This is a genomic window from Pseudomonas sp. PVC-5-1 (assembly GCF_057444345.1).
This window is the reverse complement of sequence record NZ_CM172024.1, coordinates 5,704,297-5,730,010: the sequence shown is the minus strand read 5'-3', so window position 1 is coordinate 5,730,010 and position 25,714 is coordinate 5,704,297. Positions and strand designations below refer to the sequence as shown.

The 25,714-nt window shown below is 56.0% G+C and carries 25 protein-coding genes and 1 pseudogene; 12 read left to right on the top strand and 14 right to left on the bottom strand.

Annotation, left to right across the window (positions count from 1 at the left end):
• Nucleotides 1-36 precede the first annotated feature (36 nt).
• The 8 genes and pseudogenes from AC2T3R_RS26175 to AC2T3R_RS26140 all read left to right on the top strand — a co-directional run.
• The gene (locus AC2T3R_RS26175) at nt 37-597 is read left to right on the top strand and encodes a TetR/AcrR family transcriptional regulator (RefSeq protein ID WP_064491856.1); all 561 of its coding nucleotides are present in this window, start codon (nt 37-39) and stop codon (nt 595-597) included.
• Nucleotides 598-691: 94 nt separating this feature from the next.
• Nucleotides 692-1,033: a carboxymuconolactone decarboxylase family protein gene (locus AC2T3R_RS26170; RefSeq protein ID WP_064491857.1), complete on the top strand. Its 342-nt coding sequence runs from the start codon at nt 692-694 to the stop codon at nt 1,031-1,033.
• Nucleotides 1,034-1,080: 47 nt separating this feature from the next.
• Complete coding sequence (locus tag AC2T3R_RS26165; RefSeq protein ID WP_332728739.1) at nt 1,081-1,752, top strand: DsbA family oxidoreductase; 672 nt, start codon at nt 1,081-1,083, stop codon at nt 1,750-1,752.
• A gap of 67 nt (nt 1,753-1,819) precedes the next feature.
• Complete coding sequence (locus tag AC2T3R_RS26160) at nt 1,820-2,386, top strand: OsmC family protein (protein WP_064491859.1); 567 nt, start codon at nt 1,820-1,822, stop codon at nt 2,384-2,386.
• A 28-nt stretch (nt 2,387-2,414) separates the two neighbouring features.
• Nucleotides 2,415-3,512 carry an alkene reductase gene (locus AC2T3R_RS26155; RefSeq protein WP_486744462.1) on the top strand — a complete coding sequence of 366 codons (1,098 nt, stop codon included), beginning with the start codon at nt 2,415-2,417 and terminating at the stop codon, nt 3,510-3,512.
• 49 nt (nt 3,513-3,561) lie between these two features.
• Nucleotides 3,562-3,777, top strand: coding sequence for a tautomerase family protein (locus AC2T3R_RS26150; protein ID WP_047595890.1), 216 nt, complete (start codon nt 3,562-3,564; stop codon nt 3,775-3,777).
• A 164-nt stretch (nt 3,778-3,941) separates the two neighbouring features.
• Nucleotides 3,942-4,346: an antitoxin Xre-like helix-turn-helix domain-containing protein gene (locus AC2T3R_RS26145; protein ID WP_064491886.1), complete on the top strand. Its 405-nt coding sequence runs from the start codon at nt 3,942-3,944 to the stop codon at nt 4,344-4,346.
• A gap of 693 nt (nt 4,347-5,039) precedes the next feature.
• A pseudogene (locus AC2T3R_RS26140) lies at nt 5,040-5,214 on the top strand (Sir2 family NAD-dependent protein deacetylase); the annotation flags it as partial.
• A gap of 172 nt (nt 5,215-5,386) precedes the next feature.
• Here AC2T3R_RS26140 and AC2T3R_RS26135 read toward each other — a convergent pair.
• The 10 genes from AC2T3R_RS26135 to AC2T3R_RS26090 all read right to left on the bottom strand — a co-directional run bounded on the left by AC2T3R_RS26135 (nt 5,387) and on the right by AC2T3R_RS26090 (nt 13,621).
• Nucleotides 5,387-6,223 carry an MrpH family fimbial adhesin gene (locus AC2T3R_RS26135; RefSeq protein WP_486744461.1) on the bottom strand — a complete coding sequence of 279 codons (837 nt, stop codon included), beginning with the start codon at nt 6,221-6,223 and terminating at the stop codon, nt 5,387-5,389.
• Between the two features lie 5 nt (nt 6,224-6,228).
• Nucleotides 6,229-6,759, bottom strand: a complete 531-nt coding sequence (locus tag AC2T3R_RS26130) for a fimbrial protein (RefSeq protein WP_486744460.1) — start codon at nt 6,757-6,759, stop codon at nt 6,229-6,231.
• An 8-nt stretch (nt 6,760-6,767) separates the two neighbouring features.
• On the bottom strand, nt 6,768-7,262 hold the full coding sequence (locus tag AC2T3R_RS26125; RefSeq protein WP_486744459.1) for a fimbrial protein: 495 nt from the start codon (nt 7,260-7,262) through the stop codon (nt 6,768-6,770).
• A 5-nt stretch (nt 7,263-7,267) separates the two neighbouring features.
• The gene (locus AC2T3R_RS26120; RefSeq protein WP_416774417.1) at nt 7,268-7,765 is read right to left on the bottom strand and encodes a fimbrial protein; all 498 of its coding nucleotides are present in this window, start codon (nt 7,763-7,765) and stop codon (nt 7,268-7,270) included.
• Nucleotides 7,758-8,324 (bottom strand): fimbrial protein, encoded by a 567-nt coding sequence (locus AC2T3R_RS26115; RefSeq protein ID WP_486744458.1) that lies wholly within the window; start codon nt 8,322-8,324, stop codon nt 7,758-7,760. The genes AC2T3R_RS26120 and AC2T3R_RS26115 overlap by 8 nt, the downstream gene beginning before the upstream one ends.
• Before the next feature lie 32 nt (nt 8,325-8,356).
• Nucleotides 8,357-9,115: a fimbria/pilus periplasmic chaperone gene (locus AC2T3R_RS26110; protein WP_486744457.1), complete on the bottom strand. Its 759-nt coding sequence runs from the start codon at nt 9,113-9,115 to the stop codon at nt 8,357-8,359.
• Nucleotides 9,116-9,136: 21 nt separating this feature from the next.
• On the bottom strand, nt 9,137-11,623 hold the full coding sequence (locus tag AC2T3R_RS26105; RefSeq protein WP_486744456.1) for an outer membrane usher protein: 2,487 nt from the start codon (nt 11,621-11,623) through the stop codon (nt 9,137-9,139).
• A gap of 45 nt (nt 11,624-11,668) precedes the next feature.
• Entirely contained in the window at nt 11,669-12,193 is a 525-nt protein-coding gene (locus AC2T3R_RS26100) for a fimbrial protein (protein WP_416774421.1), read from the bottom strand.
• 70 nt (nt 12,194-12,263) lie between these two features.
• A complete protein-coding gene (locus AC2T3R_RS26095) occupies nt 12,264-12,818 on the bottom strand; it encodes a fimbrial protein (protein WP_486744455.1) in 555 nt (184 codons plus the stop codon).
• A gap of 176 nt (nt 12,819-12,994) precedes the next feature.
• The gene (locus AC2T3R_RS26090) at nt 12,995-13,621 is read right to left on the bottom strand and encodes a response regulator (RefSeq protein ID WP_416774424.1); all 627 of its coding nucleotides are present in this window, start codon (nt 13,619-13,621) and stop codon (nt 12,995-12,997) included.
• Between the two features lie 202 nt (nt 13,622-13,823).
• On the opposite strand from AC2T3R_RS26090, the gene AC2T3R_RS26085 reads away from it, so the two are divergent.
• Nucleotides 13,824-15,023, top strand: a complete 1,200-nt coding sequence (locus AC2T3R_RS26085; protein WP_486744453.1) for an EAL domain-containing response regulator — start codon at nt 13,824-13,826, stop codon at nt 15,021-15,023.
• Between the two features lie 79 nt (nt 15,024-15,102).
• Nucleotides 15,103-18,741 (top strand): response regulator, encoded by a 3,639-nt coding sequence (locus AC2T3R_RS26080; RefSeq protein WP_416774468.1) that lies wholly within the window; start codon nt 15,103-15,105, stop codon nt 18,739-18,741.
• A gap of 78 nt (nt 18,742-18,819) precedes the next feature.
• Here the strand turns inward: AC2T3R_RS26080 and AC2T3R_RS26075 are convergent, their stop codons facing one another.
• Both AC2T3R_RS26075 and lpdA read right to left on the bottom strand, forming a co-directional pair.
• On the bottom strand, nt 18,820-19,071 hold the full coding sequence (locus AC2T3R_RS26075; RefSeq protein WP_486744452.1) for a hypothetical protein: 252 nt from the start codon (nt 19,069-19,071) through the stop codon (nt 18,820-18,822).
• A gap of 641 nt (nt 19,072-19,712) precedes the next feature.
• A complete protein-coding gene (lpdA, locus tag AC2T3R_RS26070) occupies nt 19,713-21,113 on the bottom strand; it encodes a dihydrolipoyl dehydrogenase (RefSeq protein ID WP_486744451.1) in 1,401 nt (466 codons plus the stop codon).
• A 207-nt stretch (nt 21,114-21,320) separates the two neighbouring features.
• Here lpdA and cfaB point away from each other — a divergent pair, with 207 nt between their 5' ends.
• Nucleotides 21,321-22,505 carry a C17 cyclopropane fatty acid synthase CfaB gene (gene cfaB / locus AC2T3R_RS26065; RefSeq protein WP_410951430.1) on the top strand — a complete coding sequence of 395 codons (1,185 nt, stop codon included), beginning with the start codon at nt 21,321-21,323 and terminating at the stop codon, nt 22,503-22,505.
• A gap of 140 nt (nt 22,506-22,645) precedes the next feature.
• Here cfaB and cls read toward each other — a convergent pair whose 3' ends face one another.
• The gene (cls, locus tag AC2T3R_RS26060) at nt 22,646-24,085 is read right to left on the bottom strand and encodes a cardiolipin synthase (protein WP_410951431.1); all 1,440 of its coding nucleotides are present in this window, start codon (nt 24,083-24,085) and stop codon (nt 22,646-22,648) included.
• A gap of 131 nt (nt 24,086-24,216) precedes the next feature.
• On the opposite strand from cls, the gene AC2T3R_RS26055 reads away from it, so the two are divergent.
• Complete coding sequence (locus AC2T3R_RS26055) at nt 24,217-24,744, top strand: DUF3617 domain-containing protein (protein WP_015272374.1); 528 nt, start codon at nt 24,217-24,219, stop codon at nt 24,742-24,744.
• On the opposite strand, the gene folE2 is transcribed toward AC2T3R_RS26055, so the two are convergent.
• A complete protein-coding gene (gene folE2 / locus AC2T3R_RS26050; RefSeq protein ID WP_039612366.1) occupies nt 24,728-25,633 on the bottom strand; it encodes a GTP cyclohydrolase FolE2 in 906 nt (301 codons plus the stop codon). The two genes, AC2T3R_RS26055 and folE2, sit on opposite strands and share 17 nt — an antisense overlap.
• Nucleotides 25,634-25,714 lie beyond the last annotated feature (81 nt).

The following is a 25,714-nucleotide window of genomic DNA, read 5'->3' as shown; positions in this document are numbered from 1 at the left end:
CTCTTTTCTGGTCGGGCGATGAAGGCAGGAGAATGTATGGCACTGGCAACACGGGACGCGTTAATTCAAGCCGCTGAAGGACTGATGCGGACCAAAGGCTATGCGGCGTTCAGCTATGCGGATCTTGCTGATGCGGTCGGTATTCGCAAAGCAAGCATTCATTACCACTTCCCGACAAAGGAAGACCTGGGTATCGCGATCGTCGAAGAGTACGTTTCGCAAGTGCAGGCTGAGTTCGAGCGTATTGAGATCAATCAGAAAGGTGCGGAAGAAAGGCTCAAGGCGTTCTATGTGCTTTTCTACTCCAGCACTGAGGGTGGTCTTTTGCCTTTGTGTGGCGCGCTGGCAGCTGAAATGGCTGCGCTGCCAGATGGGCTTCAGCGCCTGACACGACGCTTCTTCGATGTTCAGTTGTCCTGGTTGACCAGAGTGATGGACGAAGGCATTGCCGCTGGTGAGTTACCCCAGGGGCGAGGGTCCAGAGAGAAGTCTTACTTGTTGCTCAGCATCCTTGAGGGATCGAGCTTCATTAACTGGGCTACCAAGGACGGTGAGATGGTAAATATGGCAGTTCTTCGGATGATCGCAGAGTACTGATATCTGCGAATAAGGGGGCCGATACGCGACCCGTTTCGGCCCATTTTTTGGTAAGTCATACCTATCAACTAGTAGGGTGGTAATCATGTCTAGCATGCCTAACTGGCAACAAACCGTCACCGATGTAAGCGCCCGTCTGAAAGAGTTCGGTGCACATTCGCCTGACACCCTGCGGGGCGTGGCAATGCTTGGTAATGCAGGTAGCAAAACCAATCACCTCGATGCCAAGACCCGTGAGCTGATCTCGCTGGCTGTCGCTGTCACCACGCGCTGCGATGGTTGCATTGCTTTCCACGCTGCAGAAGCCAAGAAGCTCGGCATCACCACCGAGGAAGTTGCCGAGGCACTTGGTGTGGCCGTGAACATGAACGCTGGTGCGGCAGTGGTTTACAGCACGCATGTCCTGGACGCCATGGACAGCAAACCTCAGAGCTGAGTGGCTTTCGCAGCTTATCCAGCAGAGACAGATAGAGAGGAGATTCCATGAAGAAAATTACGGTTGAGGTCTGGTCCGACTTTGTCTGTCCCTGGTGCTGGATAGCAAAGAGGCGCTTGGAGAAGGCCATTGATGATCTCAAGGATGAGGTCGAAGTTGAAATCGTGCCGCGTGCATACCGCTTGGCCAAAGGCATGACCCCGATCTCTTTCAACCAGGCTTTGGTACAGAAAACCGGTAGCCAAGGTCGAGCGGACGTGTTCATGGAAGCCGTGCAAGAAAGTGCTGCACTTGAGGGGCTGGACTACCGGTTTGACGTCATGCGCTTCGGGGATACCTCCGCCGCTCACCAGTACGTGAAGGCGATTTCTGACCCGGCTCTGCAGGCACGCTATGTCGAGCGGCTTTATCTGGCCGGAACGACTGAGGGCAAGAATATCTTCGACGAACGGGTCTTGCGGGACCTGGCGACAGAGGTGGGGGCAACAGACCTCGTTGGTTTCGATTCGGCGGAAGCCGCAATCCTGAGTGATGAAGCAGCAGTGAACGGACTAGGTACCGGCATTCCGTTGTTCGTGATCAAAGGCAACCGCTACATCTCCGGTGCACAGGAGCCGGCAGTGTTTATCAAAGTGCTCCGTGCTGCGATGGAAGAGCTTTCGAGTGATGAAGAGGCAATCAGTGCCAACAGCTGTTCAATCACAGGCTGTTCGCACTAACCGAGTGATCGCCTTCGGGTGCGTCGCAATTTTGATCTTTTATCCACGATTTTAAGAGGATTTGAAAATGGACAAGCATCTCAACGGTATCGATGTCGCTGCTCTGCAAGCATTCGCACAGGGCGTCGCTGAAGATCCATCCAAGCGTCACGCACGCTTCAAGATCAACACCAAGTGGGAGCATCAGACCCGCACCGTGGCCACCATCGACCGCTTTCACCTGAGCGGTACCGACTACCCACGAAATGTCCAGATCGCAGCTGATGAGCCGTTGGAACTGCTGGGCACCAACTCTGCCCCCAACCCGCAGGAGCTGCTCATCTCTGGTCTGAACGCCTGCCTCTCTGTTGGCTATGTGGTGAACGCGTCAGTCATGGGTATCACCATCCACAGCCTGGAAATCGAGACCAGTGGTGAACTGGATCTTCGTGGCTTCCTGGGCCTGGACGAAAGCGTCAACCCAGGCTTCGACGAGATGAGCTACGTGGTGCGCATCCACACTGATGCACCTGCCGACAAGGTGGAAGAACTGCATCGCATCGTCACCAAGACCTCCGTGAACCTCGCCAACTTCTCGAAGGCTATCCGCATGGTGCCCAAGCTGGAAGTTATCGCTGGCCAGCCAGCTGCCTGATTCACGTATTCGTTTGCAGAGGTAGATCATGAAAAAGCTGTTTTCTCCATACGACCTGGACGGCCTCAAACTGGCCAACCGCGTAGTGATGGCCCCAATGACCCGTACCCGGACGGAAGACAACGTGCCGTCCGAGCTGACCGCGTTGTATTACGCCCAGCGTGCCTCGGCTGGTCTGATCATCACTGAAGGCTTGCCAATCTCCGACGAGGGGCGCGGTTACCTGTACACGCCTGGTATCTATACCGACGAACAGACCCGCGCTTGGCGCAAAGTCACTGATGCCGTTCATGCCAAAGGCGGCAAGATCTTCGCCCAACTGTGGCATGTGGGCCGCATGTCGCACTTATCCCTCCAGCCAGGCAACGCAGCGCCAGTTTCGGCGAGTGCCGAGCCAGCCGTGGGCACCACAGTTTACGCCTGGACTGGCCCCGGTGTAGCTGGCCCGGTTGCACCGAGCGTCCCGCGTGCGCTGACTGTCGACGAGATTCACCGTGTCACTGACGACTTCGTTGCCGCCGCATTGCGTGCGGTGGACGCGGGCTTCGATGGCGTCGAGCTGATGGCGGCCAACGCATTCCTGTTCGACCAGTTCCTGAGCAGCCAGATCAATACGCGCACTGACGAGTACGGAGGGTCGATCAAGAATCGACAGCGCTTCCTGCTGGAAACGATCGATGCGATCGGCGATGCCATCGGTAGCTTCCGCGTCGGCGTGCGTATCTCTCCGTTCGGGCGTCTGTACGACCTGCGCCCTTATCCGGAAGAAGAAGCAACCTGGATGAGCGTTGCCGCTGAACTGAACGAGCGTGAGTTGGCTTTTGTCCATCTGAACTACCAGCCAACGCTGGCCGCAGTTCCATTCCCTGAAGGCTTCTACAAGCAGTTCCGCTCGCTCTACAAAGGCACGGTCATCGGTGCTGGTGGCTTCACCGCTGAGCTGGCAGAAGCTGAGCTGCAGAATGGCAATCATGACCTGATCGCCTTCGGCACCTCGTATATTGCCAACCCTGATCTGGTTGAGCGGATGCAGAACGGTTGGCCACTTGCACCGAGCGATCACTCCACCTTCTACGGTGTGATTGGAGCGAAGGGCTACACCGACTATGCGACATACCAGGGATAACCGTCCCGGTTGATTCACCACGCTATTCCACTACTGTAGGAGTCCGGACATGCCACTGGTTACTGTAAAAGGCATTGAGGGTGTTTTCTCTTCGGAGCAAAAGGCCGAGATCATCAGCAAGATTACCGACGCCATGGTCTCCGTCGAGGGAGAGAAGATGCGGGCTGTGACTTGGGTGATTTTTGAAGAAGTGAAGAGCGGCGATTGGGGCATCGGTGGTGAGCCTATCACCACTGAGAAAGTCCGAGCCATTCAGAACGGCTGATACTGAAGCTGGCCTGGTCCACGCCATGCGTAGGCTGGGCCAGCTTGCTTTAGATCACTTTTGAAAAAAGTGAGCTAGGCAGGATATGGATGGCTGGTGCTCATAGTGCTTCACTCATGCTATCAGAGGTAAACTGCCTGAGGTCGGCAAGAGTAGACGGCATTATGGGCGGCGGGCGTTTCAACCAAGAGCAGTCTTCGGTAGGTCTGAAAGTGGCGCTGCGCATCATCGCCGGCTGGCAGGCCTCCCCGACCCAAGCCTGCAGAATCCTGCGCATATCGCACTCTACATACCGCCGCGCCTCTCAAGACTGCGGTGCTGGCCGACGGCTCGATCAAGATCAGCAGCAGCGAATTGGCCTGGTGCTAAGCATCCACGCATCGTTGCGGACCACGTTTGCCAATCAGGCTAACGTCAAAGGATTCCCTGGGTTCATAAACGAGAATGAATTCTTCGAGGGACGCTCTCCCTTGGAGATCATGGCGCAAGGCGACATGATCTCGCTCTATGAGACCTGCAAGCGCATTGATCAGTTACAGCGCATCGGCGTGGCGCAGGGATCAAGCTAGCGCTGCAGAGTCTCCATTTACTGTGGTTCCCGCATTGGGATAGAGGACCACTGGGGTGCGCTTCTGCATAACGACCTCGATTAAGGATATCGAGTTGGCTTCAACCTCTACGGTGGGCCAATGACCTGGCTGTCCAAGGATTACGGCGAGCTCGTCAAAGGCCTCCGCTAGAGCCACACGGCCAGACGTAGGTATGCAAACAGCGGCACAAAAAGCCCGGCCTATGCCGGGCTTTTGTCATCCTGCAGTTGTAAGGCCACAGCCAGCTTCATACATGCCTAAATTGCCCGAGATCTTGATGCCTGAGCATCCAGCCTATACCGACGCTGTTGAGGCTATGCGTCGGTATCACGACGCTCAAGTTGCAGGCGCGCCTGCGGTCGAAGTGGAAAGGTTACGTCTGATCGCTGAGTCGTTGTTCCAAGCTGTAACCGATTATCAAATGCGGGCCTTCGGCGGTGACAGCGGAAGCATTCACTGATCAGCAGCTGCTGAGGAGCAGGATTCCCCGGTTTGCGGTCAGTTGTTCAGGCGCACAGAACATAACCTCGAACAGCTGAATCGCCTGCATGAGAGGCAATATCATCATGAGTTCTGGCGCTATGAAGCTGACGCCAAGAGCGGGGCTTGAAAAGCCATTCTACTGCCCTCAGCCCACAGGGCCAGTCGAATGATATCTTCGTACTGTGAAGAGTTCCTACCTTCCGCGACAAGCTGACAGGGCTTTGGGCGAAGCACCGCCCTCAGCGTCTCAAAACAGCGGACGACTTTCGCGAGAATCCAGCTCTCGTAGAGCTGGTATCTCTGCCGCCTACAGCCGGTTGGCCAAGCCAAACCTAACTCGGCCCATCTATCTATTCCACGGTTAAGGTGCTGCTGAAGACTCAACCAGTCGGGACACTAGATCTGCCAGTTAGATATCAGCTTGCTCTGGAATGATCAGGCCGTGGTCGGCTTTGGCTAGGAACAGCATGTCATCAATCATGCGGGACATGAAAGCGACAAGCTAGAGCTCACCCAATTAGTTACATCGGACTATTTCACGGCGGCGATACGGTGACCACTGTGGAACCAAAGAATGCACCAGGCATGACGTTTCCACGTTTAACAAGCGTCGATGTAATGGTCAACAACTTGCCCGAGCCTGGTGTAATGGGCACGTTGATACCTGCCGTGGCATCCTTGCCATTGATAGTGATCCTGCTGTACAGGCTGCCATCATTCGTGAGCCGTACGCCGTAGGCATTGGTCTGGGATGTCGAGACAGTAATGCTGGCTGGGCCCTGGCATCGCACATTGACCTGCGTCGAAGCAGTCGCCCCGTTTACCGCGTTATCCATCAGAGTCTTGTGGTCGATCACGCCATTTCCTCCGAAATCGCACTGCAGCGAAGGTACAGCTACTCGAACACACGGGCCAAAGGGTACATAAGGAGCAGCAATGTTCCCCCCAGTTATTGCAGCTGCAAAACCGATACAAAGATCAGTATACGGATAGCTCGGATCTACAAATATTGAACCTCTGAGCGGAATGCGAAACCCCTTATTTTCCAAATCCTTCAGCAGCTGCCCCATGTTAGAGTTACGACGTGGGGAGACATCCCATGAGGCGTAATCCCCTACTGATCTGTTGTAGCTCGAAGCAATACGTGCACTTAACTCAACACGGCAAACAGTATAAACAGACTCGTTCGTGGAGCAGGGGCTAGTACTCAACTCATTACCCCAACTGGTCACCTCAAAGTAGTAACGTACCCCCCCTGGGACATACTCACTTTTTGTCGTGGTGATGCTGATGGCGTGAGCCTGGACGGCTGCCCCACACAGCAGCACTGCAGCGAGGGCGCAGCGCAGCATTGTCGCAAAAGGTCTTTTCATGTTGTTCACTCGTAACTTAGGGCAAATGTTAGGGAGGCTCCGAAGTCGCCCTGTCCGAGGGTACGGTTGGCTAGCGTTTTGGGCTCGCCTTGCAGGTAGGTATTGAAACTGATCAGGTTTTCACCACGGGTCAGCTCGCCTATGCGGTGGGTCTTGTTCAGCGGTAGCTGCGCACCGCCCATGGTTTCCAGCCCTACCAGCAGGCCTTGGACGCTTGTGCTTCGCATCATCAGAAATCCGGGTGGCTCGGTGCTCTCATTGCCACTGAAGGTGATGCTAACCATGCGTTTGCCGACGTCTAGGTCGCAGTTCTGCAGATGCAGCTCGATGGGGTGACCCTGGGTCCTGCCGTTAAGGTAAAGGTCCTTGTCGATCACGCTTTTGAAGTCTATCTCGATCAACTTATCCCCTTCGGCGAGCATGCAGGGCTCGTTCACCAAAGTGCCAGAAAAGTACAGGTTGTCTTCTGCTGCCTGGATCGGCGGTAACCACACGCTGATGATCCAGGCGCCCAGGTTCATGGCCCACTTGCTCATGGATCCTCCTAGTAGAGCTCGGCCATCAAGAGCGCCGAGGCAGTAAATTCGGTGCTGGGCAACGCCGCACCAGCGAGCTTTACCGGTACGGCTTCCAACACGGGCGGTGTCGATGAGCGGACATCGATCTCTCGGGGCATGTTGGGCTCCAGTGCGGTGCCACCAAGCATGACCTTGATACCCAAATCATTTTCTGAGGTTTTCAACGCAGCGATGTCGAAAGGAGCGGGGGTGCCCTTGAGGGTCAGGCGCATGCGCCAGGCAACGTTGGACTCGGCGGCTCCTGGGCAGTCGATCTGGTAAGGTATTGCCTGGCGGTAGCGCTCTCCATCTATCCGGTTCACAGCGATATTTTGCGCAAACCTAACGTTGATTCGGCCACCCTTGTCACCGACGGTGCAGCCGGGTGGCGCCAACAGGGTGCCACTGAACATCACGGTGTCCGCGTTCACGCACGACAGGGGCAGGACAATGATCGACAGGATTGCCAGGGTGCGGTGCAAGAGGATCATCGATAGTCCACCACCAAGGTTGCGCTGGCCGTGAACGCGCCTGCCTTGACTTCGCTAAAGTCCCGCTTGACCAGCACGGCTTGCAGCACGGGCTGCTTGCGAGTATCGAAGTTGGACCAGCTATTGAGTGCGAGCGGCTCGCCATCTTTCTTGATGGCGATGCCGATATTCTCGAAACCGGGTATCTCCAGCAGTGTCCGATCGAATGCTGGAAAACCGCGCACCTGCATCCGGAGCTCATTGGTCGCTGAGCGGCTGCAGTCAAGCGTGTAATCAATGGCGACAGTCTTGTATCGGCCATCAATGGCGGCAATTTGAACATCAGAAAAAGGGACACTAATGGGGGCGTTTTTATTGACCACGCAGGGAATCTCCGCTTGGATGACACCTTTTATCGACACCCGAAAATCGACGGCTTGCGCCAAGGGGCCGCAGCCAAGCAGCAGCGCCAGCACTGCGGGACGTGCGACAGTCATAATGAGGGCTTCAGTCATATGCCAGGTTCACATTGAGGCTGGCGCGGAAGACGCCGGGGCGCAGCGGGGCGGCCGTGCGCTCGGGGCGGATGTAATAGGTCAACTGGCTGTCACCTGGCGAAACGAACCAAGCGGGGGCGGTGCGGCCCAAGCGCACGTCATTGCCTTGCACATCAAGTAGGCGTAGGCCGAACCCCTCGGCGCCAGTCACCTTGATCAGCCCGGGTGTATCGGCGTCGGCCACTGCCTTGAAGGTCACTGCCGCCACCGGTTCGATGGCGCTCCAAACCAGCGCACCTTGCTGTGCGTCATGACGACCACCTTCGCTGCGCACGCAGCCTTGCAGCTTCAGGTGCAGGGGTACGGGCGTGCCTTGGTCACCCATGCGCGACAGGCGAGTAGTGCTGAGCTCTCCCAAAGACAAGCTCTGGTAGGCGGAACTGGGGTCAAGATAGCAGGCGCTTTCAAGTAAGATGCCGGTGACCTGGACCTCGGCCGATGTTGATGGGCTGGCAGCATAAATGGTGCCACTGGCATAGCACAGTAGTGTCAGGGATACACAGAGTCTGGGCTTCATGATTGGCCTTCACAGGAACAAGTCATTGAACGTCAGCGTTTGCTGGCCACGGGGCTTGCGGTACAGGTGCTTGTTGCGCAACTGAACTGCAGCTGTGGGCGACCGCCGTAGTCGTTGACATAGGTCAGCACCGGCTTGTCGCCTAGCATCTTGCTGCTAACGCCCAAATCGAGTTGGCCTCTGGGTTCGATCATCAGTGGCTTGAAGTCGACTGCTCCGTCTGCCTTGAGGTTGGGCGCTGCGTCGATCAGCGTGACGTAATATGGCGTTGGGTTGTTCACCAAGTAGCGGTCGTGCTGGCGGGTGAGGGTGAGTTTTTCCTGCCAGGGTGCTTCGTTGACGCCGGCCCTTGGAGCAATTGCTGCGGGCCGGTAAAACAACTTGACCCTAGTTTGCAGGGCAATTTGCAGCGTGTTGGGTTTGTCGCTGCGTGGTGGGATCTCGCGCAGGTTGAAGTAGAACAGCGATTCGCGGTCTTGGGGCAACTGGGCCAATTCCGGTAGACCCTGAATTTTCACCTGACTGTTAGCTCCGGCTTCCAGCCGCTGAATTGGCGGTACCACCACCATTGGGCTGGTGATCTTCTCGGCCAGTTCGTTTTCGATCCAGGCTTGGGCCAGGTAGGGCAACTGGGTGTTCTGATTGCTGATGCTTAGGCTGACCGATTTCTCCCCACCTGTGAAAATAACCCGAGTGCGGTCCAGCGATACGGCGGCCAAGCTGGCTTGTGTCGTGCATGTGCTAAGCAGGGCAAGCAGGGTCAAGGAGATGCGTTTGTTGCAAGTTTTCATGAGGTTACCTGGTGTAGTGAATCAAGCAGTGACGTTATCCGGGTCGCTGGTTGGCTGGCACAGCAGCTCCAGTTGTTGGTCGGGTGAGTCCACCTGCTCGGGGAGGGTGAAGTGGCAGCGCGCTCTGCCATCCCAGTGCAAAGACATGCGCTCGCCTGCTCTCATCCCGCTCAGGTAGGTCGAACCGTCCTCACCGACAATGCCGGTTTCCTGTCCGCGGCTGTTTTTCACCGAGGCGCCAAAAGGCGGTGCGCGGTGGTTGACCATTTGAATCACGACCATGGCCTTGTGACCGGCGATCACATCAAAGCGGCGATAACCGATCGCCCCTTCAGTCAGGGTCGCCTGGGTGACAGACTGCGTGGCTTCGACATCCTCGGCTAGGCTGTCGAGCACGATGCTGGCTTGGTTGCGGTAGTAGCTGTTGACGTCTGTGACCACGGCCTTGCCAAAACGATTGGTGCGGGTGACTCCGCCGTTTCCGCGCACCGGCACGCCGGCTACGCCTTCGGTATCGATCAGTAGCCTAGTGCCGCCCATAACGTTGCTGCGGTGCAGCGCCGCGCCATGGCTGGTAATCGTCGCACCGCCTTTCAGGGATAGCCCGGCCGAGGTGTATTCACCGGCCTGGTAGCTGGCGCTGGCTACAACCTGCGCTTGGTCGCCATCATGGGACAGGTAACCGCTGGCGGTTTGACCGCTTGAAGCCTGTCCGGCACTGACCATGTACTGGTTGCGCTCATCGATCCGGTCGTAATAGCTCAGGCTATGACTGGTATCTCCGCGGTTGACTGATGAGTTGTAGCTGAGCGAACCCGTGCTTCCCCAAGGAATGCTCACCGACAGATATGCGCCGTCGTCGGAGATGCCGTTTGTCTTGTTCTGGTAAGCGGTCAACGACAGGCTGAGGTTTTTGAGGCCTCCGACATTGAAGTAGCGCGACAAGGTCAGACTGTAGCGATCGCTCGCCTGGCTGTTCCAGTAAGTCTGGTGGTTGTAGTTGAAATACAGGCTGAGCGAGGAATCTCGGAATTGCTTGCTTAATGTCGCGGTATACAACTCTTTGCTCTGGTTCAACGACTGGCTGCCACGTCGTACCTCAATGAATTCGCTCATGCTCAGATAATTCTCCTCAGAGAACCGGTAGCCTGCGAAGGTGATTTGGCTGTCGTATTCATCGAAGCGCTTGGAATAGCTGGCACGATAAGACTTGCCGCTGAGAGTGTCTTCCTGCGGCGTCGCGCGCGACTGGGTGACGTCGAACGACAGCGCACCGAAATCCATCAGGTCACGGCCCACGCCCACGGCCAGCGAAGCGTAATCCTTGGAACCGAGGCTACCGCCATACAGCGACCAGCCGTTGCTCACCCCCCATGAGAACTCACCAGTGGCAAAAGCCGGTCCATCCAACTGATGCTCCCAGTCTGAGGGTTTACCGGCGGCCAGCTTATAGCGAACCGTACCGGGTCGAGTGAGGTAGGGGATGCTGGCGGTGTCCAATTGGAATTCCTGAACGCTGCCATCTTGTTCTTCGACGCGCACATCAAGCTGGCCGGAGACCGCATCGTTGAGGTCCTGGATACGAAACGCTCCCGGCGGCACTTGAGTTTCATAAAGCACACGGTCTTGTTGACGAATCACCACGCGCGCATTGGTCCGCGCCACACCAGTGACCTCCGGCGCATATCCCCTGAGATTTGGAGGCAACATGTTGTCGTTGCTGCTCAGGTTGACACCGGTGTATCGGAAGCTGCCAAACAGGCTGGAGTCCAGGTAGTCTTCACCGACGATTAGGCTCGAGCGCAATGACGGCACTGCACGCAATGCATAAAAGCGACTCCAGGCGAACTGACTAAGTGATGGCTGATCACCACTGCGTTGTATCTGAGTTTGCCAGTCGCCGCGTAAACGCCAGGCGCCGAGGTTGAAACCGGCCGTGCCATTGCCACTCAGATAGTCGCTGCGGCCTTTGCCGTGGTTACGTTCGGTAGTCTGGGCGTTGAAGTTGTAGTCCAGCAGCATCCCGGCAACGCCTTCGTCCCAGCGAGAGGGCGGGTCCCAGTTTGGTGCCGTGTATTCCAGCTGGTCCTGAGGGATGCTCAAGTACAATGCTGAGGAGCCCAATTCGCCACGGGCTTGCATGCCTGAAACACTGCTGAGATCCAGGCAGGCGCCGTCGTGCCACCAGGTAAGTGTCTTGATGATTTGCGCCTTTAGACCCAAATCGTTGACCAACGCTGGCGAAAGACAGGCAACGCTGCTTTTCGGGTCGTCATCGGCAGGAAGATAGTCGACGGCGTACTCCGTCAACGTGTCGCGGTTCACGTGGACCAACAGGTTGTATTGGCCGGGCATGATGAAGTTGGCCGAAGCAAACACCCCAAGATCAAGGTTCTCGCGGTCTTTGATGTCCAAGACATCAATGTTGAACTGGAATTCTTCAGCTGCACCTGCCCACGCCGCCGAACAGCACAGTGCCGCGACGGCAAGTAACTTATGGTATTCCACGTGACAAAAATCCTTGAGCGAAACTGCCCACTGAGTGCTTGAAGTTCAGAAGTGCTGAATACTCAGTCTGATTGTGGCGTGATAATCGCCCGCTTCCAGTGTATGTCCGCTGCCGACGAGCGTCAGCGAATAATAAAGTAGCAAACTATCGACAGTGCCGGTGTTGTGCTCAATGGAGACTCCGGGTGAAATCAGCTTGCCTTGTTTATCTAAAATCCGAAGTGCAATGCCTTTTGCAGCGCCCTGTATGGCAAAATTCCTACCTTCTGGCTCACCTTCGAAGAGCAGCCTGAAGCGTTGCAAAGGTGCGACTTCGTTCGATGTGGTCGATGTCATGCAATCGCTTATATAAATATTGAGCGATTGGTGGGATGAACTGCTGCCATTGATCAGGTTATTGAGTGCCAATGGATCGAAGGCAATAGTCTGAGTGTCATTACCCATACGGACAGTACACGGCTTGTCGACTATGCTTCCGGTTAGCTGTACACGTCCCTTGAGCACATCGGCAGCACCAACGGGTACGCCCAACGTGCAGAGGGCCAGGACCAGCGCGTTTGAGCGAATCATCCAAATCTCCGCGAGCACCCCCGCAGCACGCAGTCATGCGTACTGCGGGGCACTTCAGTGACTGCGTCCTTTACTGATATGCGAGGGTAAAGTTGGCGAAGGTTTCGAAGTCGCCTGGTACAATTTCAGCAGGCTTCGCTTCACCGCCACCAGCCGGACTCACCATATCGCCCTGTAGGTAGGCACTGAATTGCAAGAAGGTATTACCGTCGCTCAGCGTCTGGGCAGGCGACGCTTCGCCCAGCTTGATCAGTTCGCCGGTATGGTTGGCGATCGCAAGACTTGCACCCTGTGCGGTGCCTCTGATTGCTAGCAGGTCAGGGTTGGACGAAGGCGAACCGGTGAAGGTGGCAGTGGCCGACTTCAGGGCGCCCAGTTCACAGCCGCGCAGTTCGATCTTGAAGGTCTTCGGATTTGATTTGCCGCCGTTCTTCAGCGCGACGTTGGAAATCTGATCCATGTCTACGGTCTGGTATTGCGAATCTTGAGCGATGGAGCACGGCGCATCGATAATTGCGCCTTTGAAGGTAATCACACCGTGGCCCTGATCTTTCGCGAAGCTGGCTGCGGAAGTTGCTGCCAAGGTAACGGCCATGATTGCGCCTGCCAATGCACGGACTTTCATTTGATACTCCTAGGTTGATGTTATGATCCTTGAAAGGGCTCAATAGAGCACATACGAATTGCATCTGTATCTGCGCACCGTTGAGGTTGGATCACCCTAGAAGAAGGCGTGGACGATGTAAGTAGGAATGTGCCGAAACAGGCCTAGGAAATTTCCTAAGGCCTTCTCGCTGCCTATCAGAACGTCAATGAGTTGCGCTTGGCTAAATCGGCAAGGTCTATTAGCGAGGAAACCCCTAATTTTTGTAGCAATCGGATTTTGTAGGTGCTTACTGTTTTACTGCTTAGCAGAAGTATTTCACTGATCTGCTTGTTTGAGTATCCCTGTGCCAAGTACTTCAAAACCGTAATTTCTCGGTCTGTCAGCGAACGTAATAACTCTACCTCGGACGGTTGTTCAGTAGTGGCTACGCTGTCAAATGCTAGGACAGGAAAAAAAGTATAGCCAGAGTCCACTGCCTTGATTGCTGAAATAAGGCTGCTTAAGTCCTCTTCCTTGTTGACGAAACCGCGCGCCCCCAGTTGAATGCAGCGGCGACACACCGATTCGGCTGGGTGTGAAGTCAGAATTAGTATTTCGCTACGTACATCCAATGCTTTGATTCTTGATATTACGGTGAATCCGTCAAGTTTAGGGATGCCAATATCGAGGACGACTACTTGAGGATTAAGTTCACGTGTGAGTCGAACAGCATCTATTCCATTATCAGTTTCGCCAACTACGCGCATGCCGTGCTTTTCCAATAGAATCCGCACGGCCATTCGAATGACTGGGTGATCGTCGACTACCAGAACGCTATGCATATGTCTTTACCTTGAAATTGAGTATGTTACGAAGTGAGCACCCTAGGCGACACAGGGTTAGCATTATGCTTTATGAAGAGCGGCGCTGGAATCCTTCGTCCTCGGTCAGAAAATTCCTGAGGGAGCGCAGGAATTTTCTGATGAAAAAACTGTAGCGCATTCTGCACACTGCATTTCCTTAAATTGCCCGCGTGTACCTGCAATGCAAGATTTGACTGTCTTGGTGCTGGAGGATGAACCCTTTCAGCGTCTCGTAACCGTGACGGCGCTGAGAAAAATCCTACCAGGCTCGATTCTGCAAGCGTCTGATGGTTATGAAGCAATCTCGTTGCTATCTGCATGCGACGCGGTGGACATCTTACTGTGCGATCTGAAAATGGCCGGCATGGATGGCTTGGCATTTCTCCGCCATGCCAGTAGCAGTGGTAAGGTTGGAGCAGTAGTTTTATGCAGCGAACTGGACCCCGTTTTGCGCCAGGCGACGGTCGCTATGATTCATTGCCTGGGCCTAACCTTCTTGGGCGATCTTGGCAAGCCTTTCAGGCTTGAAGATTTCAGGCATTTGGTCAAGCGTTACCGAGAGTTTTGCAGCCCAGTCCCGCAACGATTGTCGCCTGCAGAGCTCCCAACCCTAGGCGATGTGCAACGGGGATTAGACAATGGTGAATTTGAGGCTTATTACCAGCCAAAGTTTACGCTTCAAGAGCAGATAATGGTCGGCGCTGAAGTGCTTGCGCGTTGGAAGCATCCGCAATGGGGTGTGTTGACGCCCGCGCACTTTCTTTCTGTGATGGAAGAGCACAACCTAGTCGGCCGGTTGTTTTGGCAATTATTTGAGCAAGGCCTTTCGCTACAGCAAAGGCTGAATTTACAGGCCCAGGCAATTAATCTAGCGTTCAATTTGCATCCATCACAGCTTGCTTGTACTGCGCTAACTGAGCGCATCCCTCTTATGCTCAAGCGCGCTCAGGTACCTGCCACCGAAGTGATGTTCGAAATTACCGAAACCTCCCTGATCAGAGCCCCCGCCTTTAGCCTAGAGAACCTTGTGCGCTTGCGTATGCTCGGTTGTGGGCTGGCGATGGATGACTTTGGTGCAGGCTATTCTTCGCTAGAACGCCTAAGCGAGTTGCCATTCAACCAAGTCAAACTAGATCGGGTATTCGTGCGCAAGATGCAGAGTCAGCCCAAGAGCGCAGCTATTGTCAGTTGTGCAGTAGCATTGGCACGGGCGCTGGATATCTCGCTGGTCATCGAGGGTGTAGAGACCGAGGAGCAAAGGTCCCGGCTGATCGAACTGGGCGGTACCATTGCACAGGGCTTTTTGTTTGCCCGACCCATGCCGGAGCGTCATCTGATTGAGTTTTGCACGAAAAATACGGAGCAAGGCAGAATTTTGTGAATGAGCGACAGTACCGGTTTTGAACTATCATTGCTTCGATTTCTTGACGACTACCAGACTTTTTCGGTCCTTATCTCGCATGCGTCTATGTAATATCTGCCTATCCATCATCCTGATATTTAGCTGCCTGCCAGTGCTGGCTGCCTCATTGCCTTTGGCCTCTCGGACGTTGTCAAGCCAGTTGCATATTGACCCCCACGACATGGCGATTTCGACCGAGGATTGGCAATGGTTGCGCCACAAGGGCGAGCTCAGGGTCGGAGTGCTAGACACAGAGCCTGCACCATTTTCAGTTGATGCCCAGGACGACTTATACGAGGGCATTAGTGCCGATGTCACTGCTTTGGTCGCGCAGTTGTTGGGTTTGGAGGTCAAGATCGTGTCCTTTGCCAATGAGTTGGAGGCACGTACGGCGTTGCAAACCGGACGCGTTGATGTCATCAGTATCCACGGCAGCCAGGGGCCGCATTCGGACATACTAGTTAGTGCGCCCTATGTCCAGGATCGGCTCGCAGTATTTAAGCGTAACTCGGAGCGGCGGCAATCGCCCTCCGATCTTGCCGGATTGCGCGTAGCAATCACAGATGAACACAGCGTTGAGCTCAAGAAACGGTATCCTCGGGCCGATTTGCGGATCTATGACAGCCATGAGAAGGCGATTGCCGCTGCCGCATTTGGTCAGGCGGATGTGTATCTTGATGATCTTTACAGTGCGTATTTCTTAATTAATCGAGCTTTCTACAACTATGTACATTTCGAGCGCTTTGCGGATGTGCGGGCGAGCGATTACAGTTACGCAGTACAGGCTGGGAATACACGACTGCTGCAGTTACTCAATACCGCTATTGAGACTATTGGTGAAAGTCAGCTACGCACACTGGCCAAACGTTGGGTTGGTAACAGCTTTATACCCGGCGAGGAGTCTGTCGAGCTGACGGCAGAACAGGCTCGCTGGATTCAGCGCCACCCAGTGGTAAGGCTGATCATCAATGATGATTTCGCACCAGGTGCATTTTTTGATTCTAATGGAGTTTTCTCGGGAGCAATTGCCGATCTTCTCGAAGTGATTACCCTCACGACCGGCTTGCACTTTGAAGTCATGACGCGCAGCGGGGGGGTGCCGCAGATTGTCGAAGCTATACAACACGGCAAAGCCGATCTGGCACTGATGGCTGCGAGTCCGGAAAGGGAAGAGTACCTGCGCTTTTCCCGGGCGTTGATCAACAGTCCGTTTGTATTACTTAGTGGTATTGGCCAACAAGGCAAACTAGGAAACCTAGCTGAAAAACGAGTGGCGGTCCCAACAGGTCACGTAGCTATTCGTCAGTTGCGCAAACGGTATCCAGAAGCTGTAGTGATGGAAGCGGGCAGCACGCTGGATGCTATGAATTTACTTTATCAGGGCGAGACTGACGCCGCTATGGTGTCACTGCCAGCCGCGCGCTACTACATCGAGCGTTTATTCCGCGACAGGCTGGCTATCAACCAAATGCTTGATCTTGGGCCATCTACAACCAATTTCGCGATGCGCCGTAGTGATGTCGAACTGCAGTCGATAATTGATAAAGTTCTACAAACGATTGCTCCCGACGAACTCAATGCGATTTCTAATCGCTGGCGTTCCCCGCCAGGCATGAGCGGTCAGACCTGGATAGATTATCAGCGGGTGATTAGCGAAATAGTTGCTGCTGCGATCTTACTGCTGGTTCTGCTGCTGCTATGGGTTATTTACCTACGGCGTCAGATAAAAGCGCGGCTTAAGGCAGAACGGATGCTCAACGACCAATTGCAGTTTGTCGAAACCCTGACCGACAGCATGCCGCCGCCGCTGTATGTCCGCGATACTAATGGGCGCATGCTGTCGTGCAATCGCAGCTACTTAAAGAGTGTAGGTCTTACAGGCGATCAGGTACTGAACAAAACAGTGCGTCAGCTACCAAAAGATAACTTCGAGAGTCTTCCAGACTTTCATCTTAGTTACCTGCAGGCGATGAGTGACGGCCAGATGATCGAATCGGTGCACGCTATTACCATGCAAGGTAAGGAAGTGTGGATTAATCATTGGATTCAACCCTTCCGGAACTCCGCAGGCCAAATCAAGGGTGTGATCTGCGGTTGGTTGGACATCACCGAACATCATCAGTTGGTGCAGCAGTTGCAAGAGGCCAAAACGCTTGCCGACGAAGCCAGCCGCGCCAAAACTAGGTTCCTGGCTACCATGAGTCATGAGATCCGAACACCGATGAATGCCGTGATCGGTATTCTTGAGTTGGCGCTAAAGCGTGCTGATGACAAGCCAATAGATCGTGCAAGTATCGAAATCGCGCATACTTCGGCAAAGAGCCTATTGGAGTTGATCGGCGATATTCTGGACATTGCCCGGATTGAGTCTGGGCGCCTTAACCTCTCGCCTAAGCGCGCCAACTTGCGAGAACTTGTGGAATCAGTGGCTCGTGTGTTCGAAGGCCTGGCGCGGCAAAAGCGGCTGAGTCTTATATTAGAGATCGACTCGAGTATAAACTGTGATGTGTTGATTGATGCCTTACGTTTTAAGCAGATTCTTTCAAACCTTATCAGCAATGCAATCAAGTTCACTGAAGAAGGGACGATTACCGTCCGCACTGCTGGTATGTTGATTGATGCCAACTTGCTCACAGTTAACCTGAGTGTAGAAGACACCGGAGTGGGGATTAGCACGGCCGATCAGGAGTGCTTGTTCAGACCGTTCGCACAGGCTCAGCGCAACGAGCAACACACTGAAGGTACGGGGCTGGGCCTGGTGATCTGCCGATCTCTATGCGAAATGATGGGGGGCAGAGTGGACCTGACCAGCACCCCTGGGCGTGGAACACGGGTCGATGTCCAAATGCGCTTGCAGATGTTGGAGCCGATCGAGATAAACTATTTACCTGCGTTGTCCTTGGATCTTCCCCGGTATCGATTGCAAGTGTTGGTCGTAGACGATCACCGGATCAATCGTCAGGTGTTGCATGAGCAACTGAGCTACCTCGGCCATGACGTGTTTGAGGCGGAGAATGGCAAGGTGGCTTACGAACGCTGGTGCGAGCACCCCTTCGATATCATCATCACCGACTGCCGCATGCCAGAAATGAATGGGGCTGACTTCACACGTGCCGTACGTCAAGCTGAGCAGATACAGGGATTGGCCGCGACTGTGATCATCGGCCTGACAGCCGACGCTCAGCCGGAGGAAATTGAGGAGTGCATTCAAGCTGGCATGAACGATTGCTTGATCAAACCACTAGGTCTGGATGAATTGGATGCGCGATTACGTGCATTGCAGGCGGAGGATAAATTTGCGATTGAGCCAATTGATTACTGCCAAAAGCAGTTGATTCCACCGCACCAAATTCCGCCGGTCATCGATCTTAAGCCGCTAGAGTTAATGATTAGTAGCGAGCCTATAAAGTTTCGCCAGATACTCGACGAATTGATCAAGAATAATCGTAGAGATCGCGAGCAGTTGAATGCACTGCTTCGCGCGAGTGATACCAGCAAACTCTGTGAACTCGCTCATCGCATTAAAGGTGCTGCACGGGTGGTTAAGGGTGAGCAAGTCATAGAATGCTGTCGTCGGTTGGAAGCGATATGTTTGCTTGGCCAGGTGCCTGCACAGGAGTTGGAGCACGCGGTTGGTGAGCTTAGGGGCGCTATTGAGGTGATGAACCAGACATTGGCTTTATCATTCACTGTTTAGAATGCGCTTTGATGAGGGAATCTGGGACGCACCTAAGAAAACGCCCCGATTTAAACCGGGGCGTTTCGTTACCGAAGATCAGACGACTTCGACCGACGCCATATCAGCAACGATTTTCTCGAAGGCCGCTGGGTCATTGTGGAACGCGCTGTAGGCGTCGAAACTTCGATCTTTGAGCTGGTTATAGATCGAGCCCTTCCCGAACAGCGCATAGCGCGCTTGCTTGGTGGCACGGATTACAAGGCATGCAGAGGTAGGGAGGGCTTTGCCTTGGTATTCGCTGTTGTCCAAGGCAGAGCGCGGGGCATAGCGGCCTTTCGACAGTTCCACGCGCTCCTCGACGCCGGCATCGTTGGTGTAGCCAGCCGGCAGGCAGCGAGCCGACCTCGAGCACGAAGTTAGCCTCATGCATCTGGTTGCCCGGGTTCCAGAAGGTCAGGCGAATCGGGCTTACTACGGTCGCATAGCTGTCCAGGGTACTGGTGCTTCCTGACCACTCCAGCAGGCCATCGGCATTAACGCGGTAGCTCAGGATCTCGTCACCGCCACCACTTGGGAGGAAGATGTGGGCGTCTTTGTCGTGCATTGCAGCAAAAAACGCAGCAATCTCGTCCGGGGTGTCCCACTTGACACGGTCAGGCACCTCGTCACCGAACAGGGCGGAGAGCTTCTCCTCCCACGTTTCGATCTGAAGCTGCACAGCGCTCTATGCCGCGTCGTTTCTGGCCGCGACAGTTTTAATTCTCTAGCGCATCAGTTCGATCGGGCGTTTTGGTCGATTGCGACAGTTTTGCGTTTCCTCTTCAAGAGGCCGCAGGCCACGAATAGCGTGACCTTCTCGCGACAGCTTTAATTCTCTAAATCCATGCGACCCGTCGCGACACAAGGCCGCTCCTACAGGAAATTGCGTTCTCCTGTAGGAGCGGCCTTGTGTCGCGATGGGCTGCAAAGCAGCCCCCGGCTATCTCACATCATATCTGCATCGCCATCCCGTCCACATTCATCGCTGCCTGGCGCAGGGCCTCGGAGCGGGTCGGGTGGGGGTGGCAGGTGAGGGCGATGTCTTCCGCCGAGGCCGAAAACTCCATGGCCACGCAGAACTCACCGATCATCTCGCTGACGCTTGGACCTACCAGGTGCACACCCAGCACTTCATCAGTCTCGGCATCAGCGATAACCTTGGCGAAGCCTTCGGTCTCGTGGTTGATCTTGGCGCGGCTATTGGCCGTGAACGGGAACTTGCCGACTTTATAGGCACGCCCTTCGGCCTTGAGCTGCTCTTCGGTCTTGCCCACGGTGGCCAGCTCCGGGCGGGTGTAGATCACGCCAGGGATAAGGTTGTAGTTGACCTCGTGGGGCTTGCCGGCGATGCGTTCGATGCAGGCCACCGCTTCGTCTTCGGCTTTGTGCGCCAGCATCGGGCCGGAGGTGACGTCGCCAATCACCCAGATACCCGGCACGGAAGTGCGGTGGTGATCGTTGTCGAGAATGCCGCGCTTGTCGGTTTCCAGGCCCACGCTTTCCAGGTTCAGCCCTTTGGTATAGGGGCGTCGGCCGATGGCGACCAGTACATAGTCAGCCTGCAGCGTTTCTGCGGTGCCGCCGGCTGCTGGCTCCAGGGTCAGGTTCACGCCATCGGCGCTGGCGTTCGCCTGGGTCACCTTGCTACCCAGCTTGAACACCATGCCTTGTTTGGCCAAGGCCTTCTGCAGGGTCTTGGCGGTTTCTTCGTCGGTGCCAGGGCAGATGCGGTCGAGGTATTCGATGACCGTGACCTGGCTGCCCAGGCGGCGCCATACCGAACCCAGCTCAAGGCCGATCACGCCGGCGCCGATGACGACCAGGTGCTTGGGCACCTGTGGCAGCGACAGCGCGCCGGTCGAGTCGATGATGCGCTGGTTGTCGATGGTCACGCCCGGCAGGGGCGTAGGTTCGGAGCCGGTGGCAATGACAATGTCCTTGGCCTGCAGTGCGGTTTCGCTACCGTCCTCAGCCTTGACCACGACCTTGCCGACGCCATCCAGGCGGCCCCAGCCCTTGATCCAGTCGACCTTGTTCTTGCGGAACAGGTACTCGATGCCCTTGGTCAGGCCGGTCACGCTCTCGTCCTTCTGTTTCATCATCTGGGCGAGGTTGAGGGTAGGTTTGACTTCGATACCGAGGTGGGCGAACTCGTCACCACTGGCGGCTTCATACAGCTCGGAAGCATGCAGCAGCGCCTTGGAGGGCATGCAGCCCACGTTCAGGCAGGTGCCGCCCAAGGTAGAGCGGCCTTCCACGCAGGCTACGCTCAGGCCCAGTTGGCCGGCGCGGATGGCTGCGTTGTAGCCGCCAGGGCCACCGCCGATGATCACCACGTCATAGGATTTCATGGGTTCAACTCCAGGATGAAGAAGCGCAAGAGGGGCACAAGGTTAAGCTGAGATGCAAAAATTGTATACAATCTGCTGTATGGATAAGATCAGTTGGTTCTAGACCATGGTCTCGTTTAGAGGAAACATCCCACGAATGAACTACTCTGATCCGGCGACGTTCGAAATATCAGGCGTCGTGGCCAAATACGGACAGGAGGGTCGTTCATGCTTGCGCAACTTCCACCGGCACTGCAGAGCCTGCATCTGCCGCTGCGGCTGAAACTGTGGGACGGTAACCAGTTCGATCTGGGACCTAGCCCGCAGGTCACTATCCTGGTCAAGGAGCCACAGCTGATCAGCCAGTTGAGCCACCCGAGCATGGACCAGCTGGGCACGGCATTCGTCGAAGGCAAGCTGGAGCTGGAGGGCGATATTGGTGAAGCCATCCGCGTATGCGATGAGCTGAGCGAAGCGCTACTGACCGATGAGGACGACGCCCCACCGCAGCGCCGGGCCCATGACAAGAGCACCGACGCCGAAGCCATTTCCTACCATTACGATGTTTCCAACGCGTTCTACCAGCTATGGCTGGATCAGGACATGGCCTACTCGTGCGCCTACTTCCGCGAGCCGGACAACACACTGGATCAGGCACAGCAGGACAAATTCGATCATCTGTGCCGCAAGCTGCGTCTGGACGCAGGTGACTACCTGCTCGACGTCGGCTGCGGCTGGGGCGGGCTGGCGCGTTTCGCTGCTCGCGAATATGGCGCCAAGGTGTTTGGTATCACCTTGAGCAAGGAGCAACTCAAGCTCGGTCGCAAGCGGGTGAAGGCAGAGGGGTTGGCCGACAAGGTCGACCTGCAGATTCTCGACTACCGCGACCTGCCTCAGGACGGCCGCTTCGACAAGGTTGTCAGCGTTGGCATGTTCGAGCATGTCGGGCATGCCAACTTGGCGCTGTATAGCCAGAAGCTGTTCGGTGCCGTGAGGGAAGGGGGCCTGGTGATGAATCACGGTATTACCGCCAAGCATGTGGATGGTCGCCCGGTCGGGCGTGGCGCTGGCGAGTTCATCGATCGCTACGTGTTCCCCCATGGCGAGCTGCCGCACCTGTCGATGATCAGTGCCAGCATCTGTGAAGCGGGATTGGAGGTAGTAGACGTGGAGAGCCTGCGTTTGCACTACGCCAAGACCTTGCACCACTGGAGCGAGAACCTGGAGAACCAGCTGCACAAGGCGGCGGCGCTGGTGCCCGAGAAGACCTTGCGCATCTGGCGCCTGTACCTGGCCGGGTGTGCCTATGCCTTCCAGAAGGGCTGGATCAACCTGCATCAGATTCTGGCCGTGAAGCCGTACGCCGATGGGCACCATGACCTGCCTTGGACGCGTGAAGACCTGTATCGCTAATAACGCAACCGCTGTGGGAGATTCTGTCTGGCGCAGTTTTTGTGGGAGCGGGCGAGCCCGCGAACACCGGCAAAGCCGGGCCATCCACTGCGCCGCCTGTTTCGCGGGCACACCCGCTCCCACAGTGACCGCATCCAGCTTCACAGGATCGGCGAAATCAGCCGAGCAATCCGCATCCCCAGTTGCTGTAGCCGATGAGTATCGCGGCTGTCCTCCGCAGTAATTTCCCGTGCCTGTTCAAAGTCATTGTTCAGCATGTTCTCGACCTGATCAGCGAAGCCGCGATCGACTGTCAGCAGGGTGATTTCGAAGTTCAGGCGGAACGAGCGGTTGTCCAGGTTGGCACTGCCTATAGCGCTGACATCGTCATCCACCAGCACCACCTTCTGATGCAGGAAGCCCGGTTGGTAGCGGAACATGCGTACACCTGCACGTACCGCTTCGAAGGCGAAAAGGCTGGAGGCGGCATAGACGATGCGATGGTCTGGGCGTGACGGAATCAGCACTCGCACATCGACTCCACGCAGTACCGCCAAACGCAACGCGGCGAACACCGCCTCGTCGGGGATGAAGTACGGGCTGGTGATCCACACGCGCCGGGTGGCTGAATGGATCGCCTCAAGGAAGAACAGCGAGCAGGTTTCCTGTGGATCGGCCGGGCCGCTGGCCAAGGCTTGGCACAGCACGCCGTTGTCAGGGTAGGCGTCCGGCAGAATCAGCGGCGGTAGCTGGCGCGTGGCCCAGTACCAGTCCTCGGCGAACGATTCCTGCAGGCAGGCCAGCACCGGCCCGCTGATCTGCACGTGGGTGTCGCGCCAAGGTGAAAGCTGCGGGTGGCCACCGAGGTACTCATCGCCCACGTTGTGCCCGCCGATGAAACCGAGCAAGCCATCCACCACCACGATTTTGCGGTGGTTACGGAAGTTAACCTGGAAGCGGTTGAACCAGCCCCGGCGGGTTGCGAAGGCATGAATCTGTACGCCACCGTCGCGCATCAACTGGCTGTAGCTTGCCGGCAAGGCATGGCTGCCGACACGGTCATACAGCACGAACACCCGCACCCCCTCGGCGGCTTTGCGCAGCAGCAGTTCCTGCAATGCTTTGCCAAGGTTGTCGTTATGGATGATGAAGAACTGCACCAACACCACGTCGCGGGCTTTTTCGATGGCGGCAAATATTGCATCGAATGTTGCCTTGCCATCGATCAGCAGCTTCACCTCGTTATTGGCAAGGCAGGGCATCCGCCCGAGTTTGGGCATGGCGCGCAAGGCCGCATAGCTTTCCGACTCGCGGGCGGTAAGGGCTTCTTCTACCCAAGGCCGCCAGTTGAGGTTGGCCATGGCCACATGCATTTCCTGGTTGGCCTGGCGCCGGGCCTTGATGTAGGCATAGAACGAGCGCGCACCGAAGATCAGGTAAGGGATCAGGGTGAGGTAGGGGATGAAGAACAACGGCATGGCCCAGGCGATTGCGCCCTGGGCGGTGCGCACGGTGAACAGTGCGTGCAATGCGGCGACGATACCCAGCAAATGAACCAGGCCGAGTAGGTAACCGAAGAAGTAGGGGCTGTGGTAGTCCATATGCATCCTGCTTGCCGAGTACACTTGAGTAACAGAACACGTTCCCGGTCCGCCTTGCAACCTGCAGGTGGATTTGGCGTCTAAGGCACAGACCGGCCCGCTTGGCCGGCTTTTTCCAGGAGCGTTCGTCCATGAAGATTCGTCTGCCACTGTTGGCGTTGGCCCTAGGTGTGAGCAGCCCGCTGGTGCATGCTCAAATGCTACAGCCAGGTTTGTGGGAGCTGACCACCAGCAACATGCAGGTCGATGGCAAGCCGTTACCCGATATGGAGTTCATGCTCGGCCAGTTGAAGAACCTGCCGCCAGAGCAGCGCGCGATGATGGAAGGGGTGCTGGCCAAGCAGGGAGTGACTGTTGGGGGTAAGGGGGTGCGCTCGTGCCTGACGCCAGAACAGGTGGCAACCAACGATATCCCTCTGCAGGACCCGAAGTCAGGTTGTACCCAAAAGATAACCGACCGCACCGGCAATGTATGGAAGTTTCAGTTCAGCTGCCCCAAAGCGCAGGGCAGTGGCCAGGCGACTTTCCTCAGTGACCGGGAATTCACCACCCAGGTCAACGGTACATTCAACGCTTCGGGTGTACAGCAGCAAGGCAGCATGAACACCCGTGCCGTGTGGTTGGGTAATGACTGCGGCTCGGTCAAGCCGCGCAGCTGACATCCCATTGCCACTGGCTGGTCGCGACAGCATCGTGGGCATGCAGGCTTTCTGCATGTTCCACGCGCAGCTTGAAGGCCGTGCTCCATTCCATTTGCCGTAGCGCCTTGTGCAGGCGTCGTGCGGCGTCTTCGCAGAACATCAGATTCTGGCCGTTGGCCAAGGCAAAGGCTTGTTCGTCTGCGCGCTTAACTGCGGTCTGCACCGCTGTCCCCAGGCTTGCTTCTATGCGGTCGATCAACTCGGTGATTGGCAGAACCTGCTGATTGCTGCGCAGCCTTACCTGGATTTGCGCGCTACTACGTTGGCTATGGGGCGTCGCTACGATGCCTTCGGCGCTGCCAAGCCACTGCAGCACTGCAGATTTGTCGACCTGCTCTGCGCTGAAATGCGCCTGGAACTGCTGCTGAATCAGCTGCCGTGCAAGTGCAGCCGAGCATGGGCAGGTCGAGGAGTAAGGGACAGAAACGGATAGTTCCACGTGGAACATTTCATTTTCGATCCTTGCATCGACTGTGACGGCATAGCTTTTCCAACCCTCCAACGGGCTGATCAACGCAGGCCTTTTCAGCAGATGCTCGAAGCGCAAACGCAGATAGGCGGCGGAAGAAAGGCCTTCGTGGCTGCTGAGGAAGTCAGCCAGCAGTTGGCGGATGGTGAGCGGCGTCAGAGGCTGATGTTCCAACGACTCCAGGGCGAGATAAAGCCGCGACATATGGATACCGCGTGAGCTGCCGTCTACCAGGCTAACGCCGGCATCGACCGTGGCAGCTGCTGTGCGCCCCTCGAACTGTACAGGTTGGGCGATCCCGCACATACCCACCCAGTTCAAAGGTAAGGCGTATTCATGGGTTTGTGCGGCAATGTCGGGGAGCTTGAGCTGAGTCATCTGGTATTCCAAACAAAAGGGAGATCAGCGGCCATCACCGATCAAGCTGCAATGCCAGGAGGGGCACCCTGGCACGTGGCG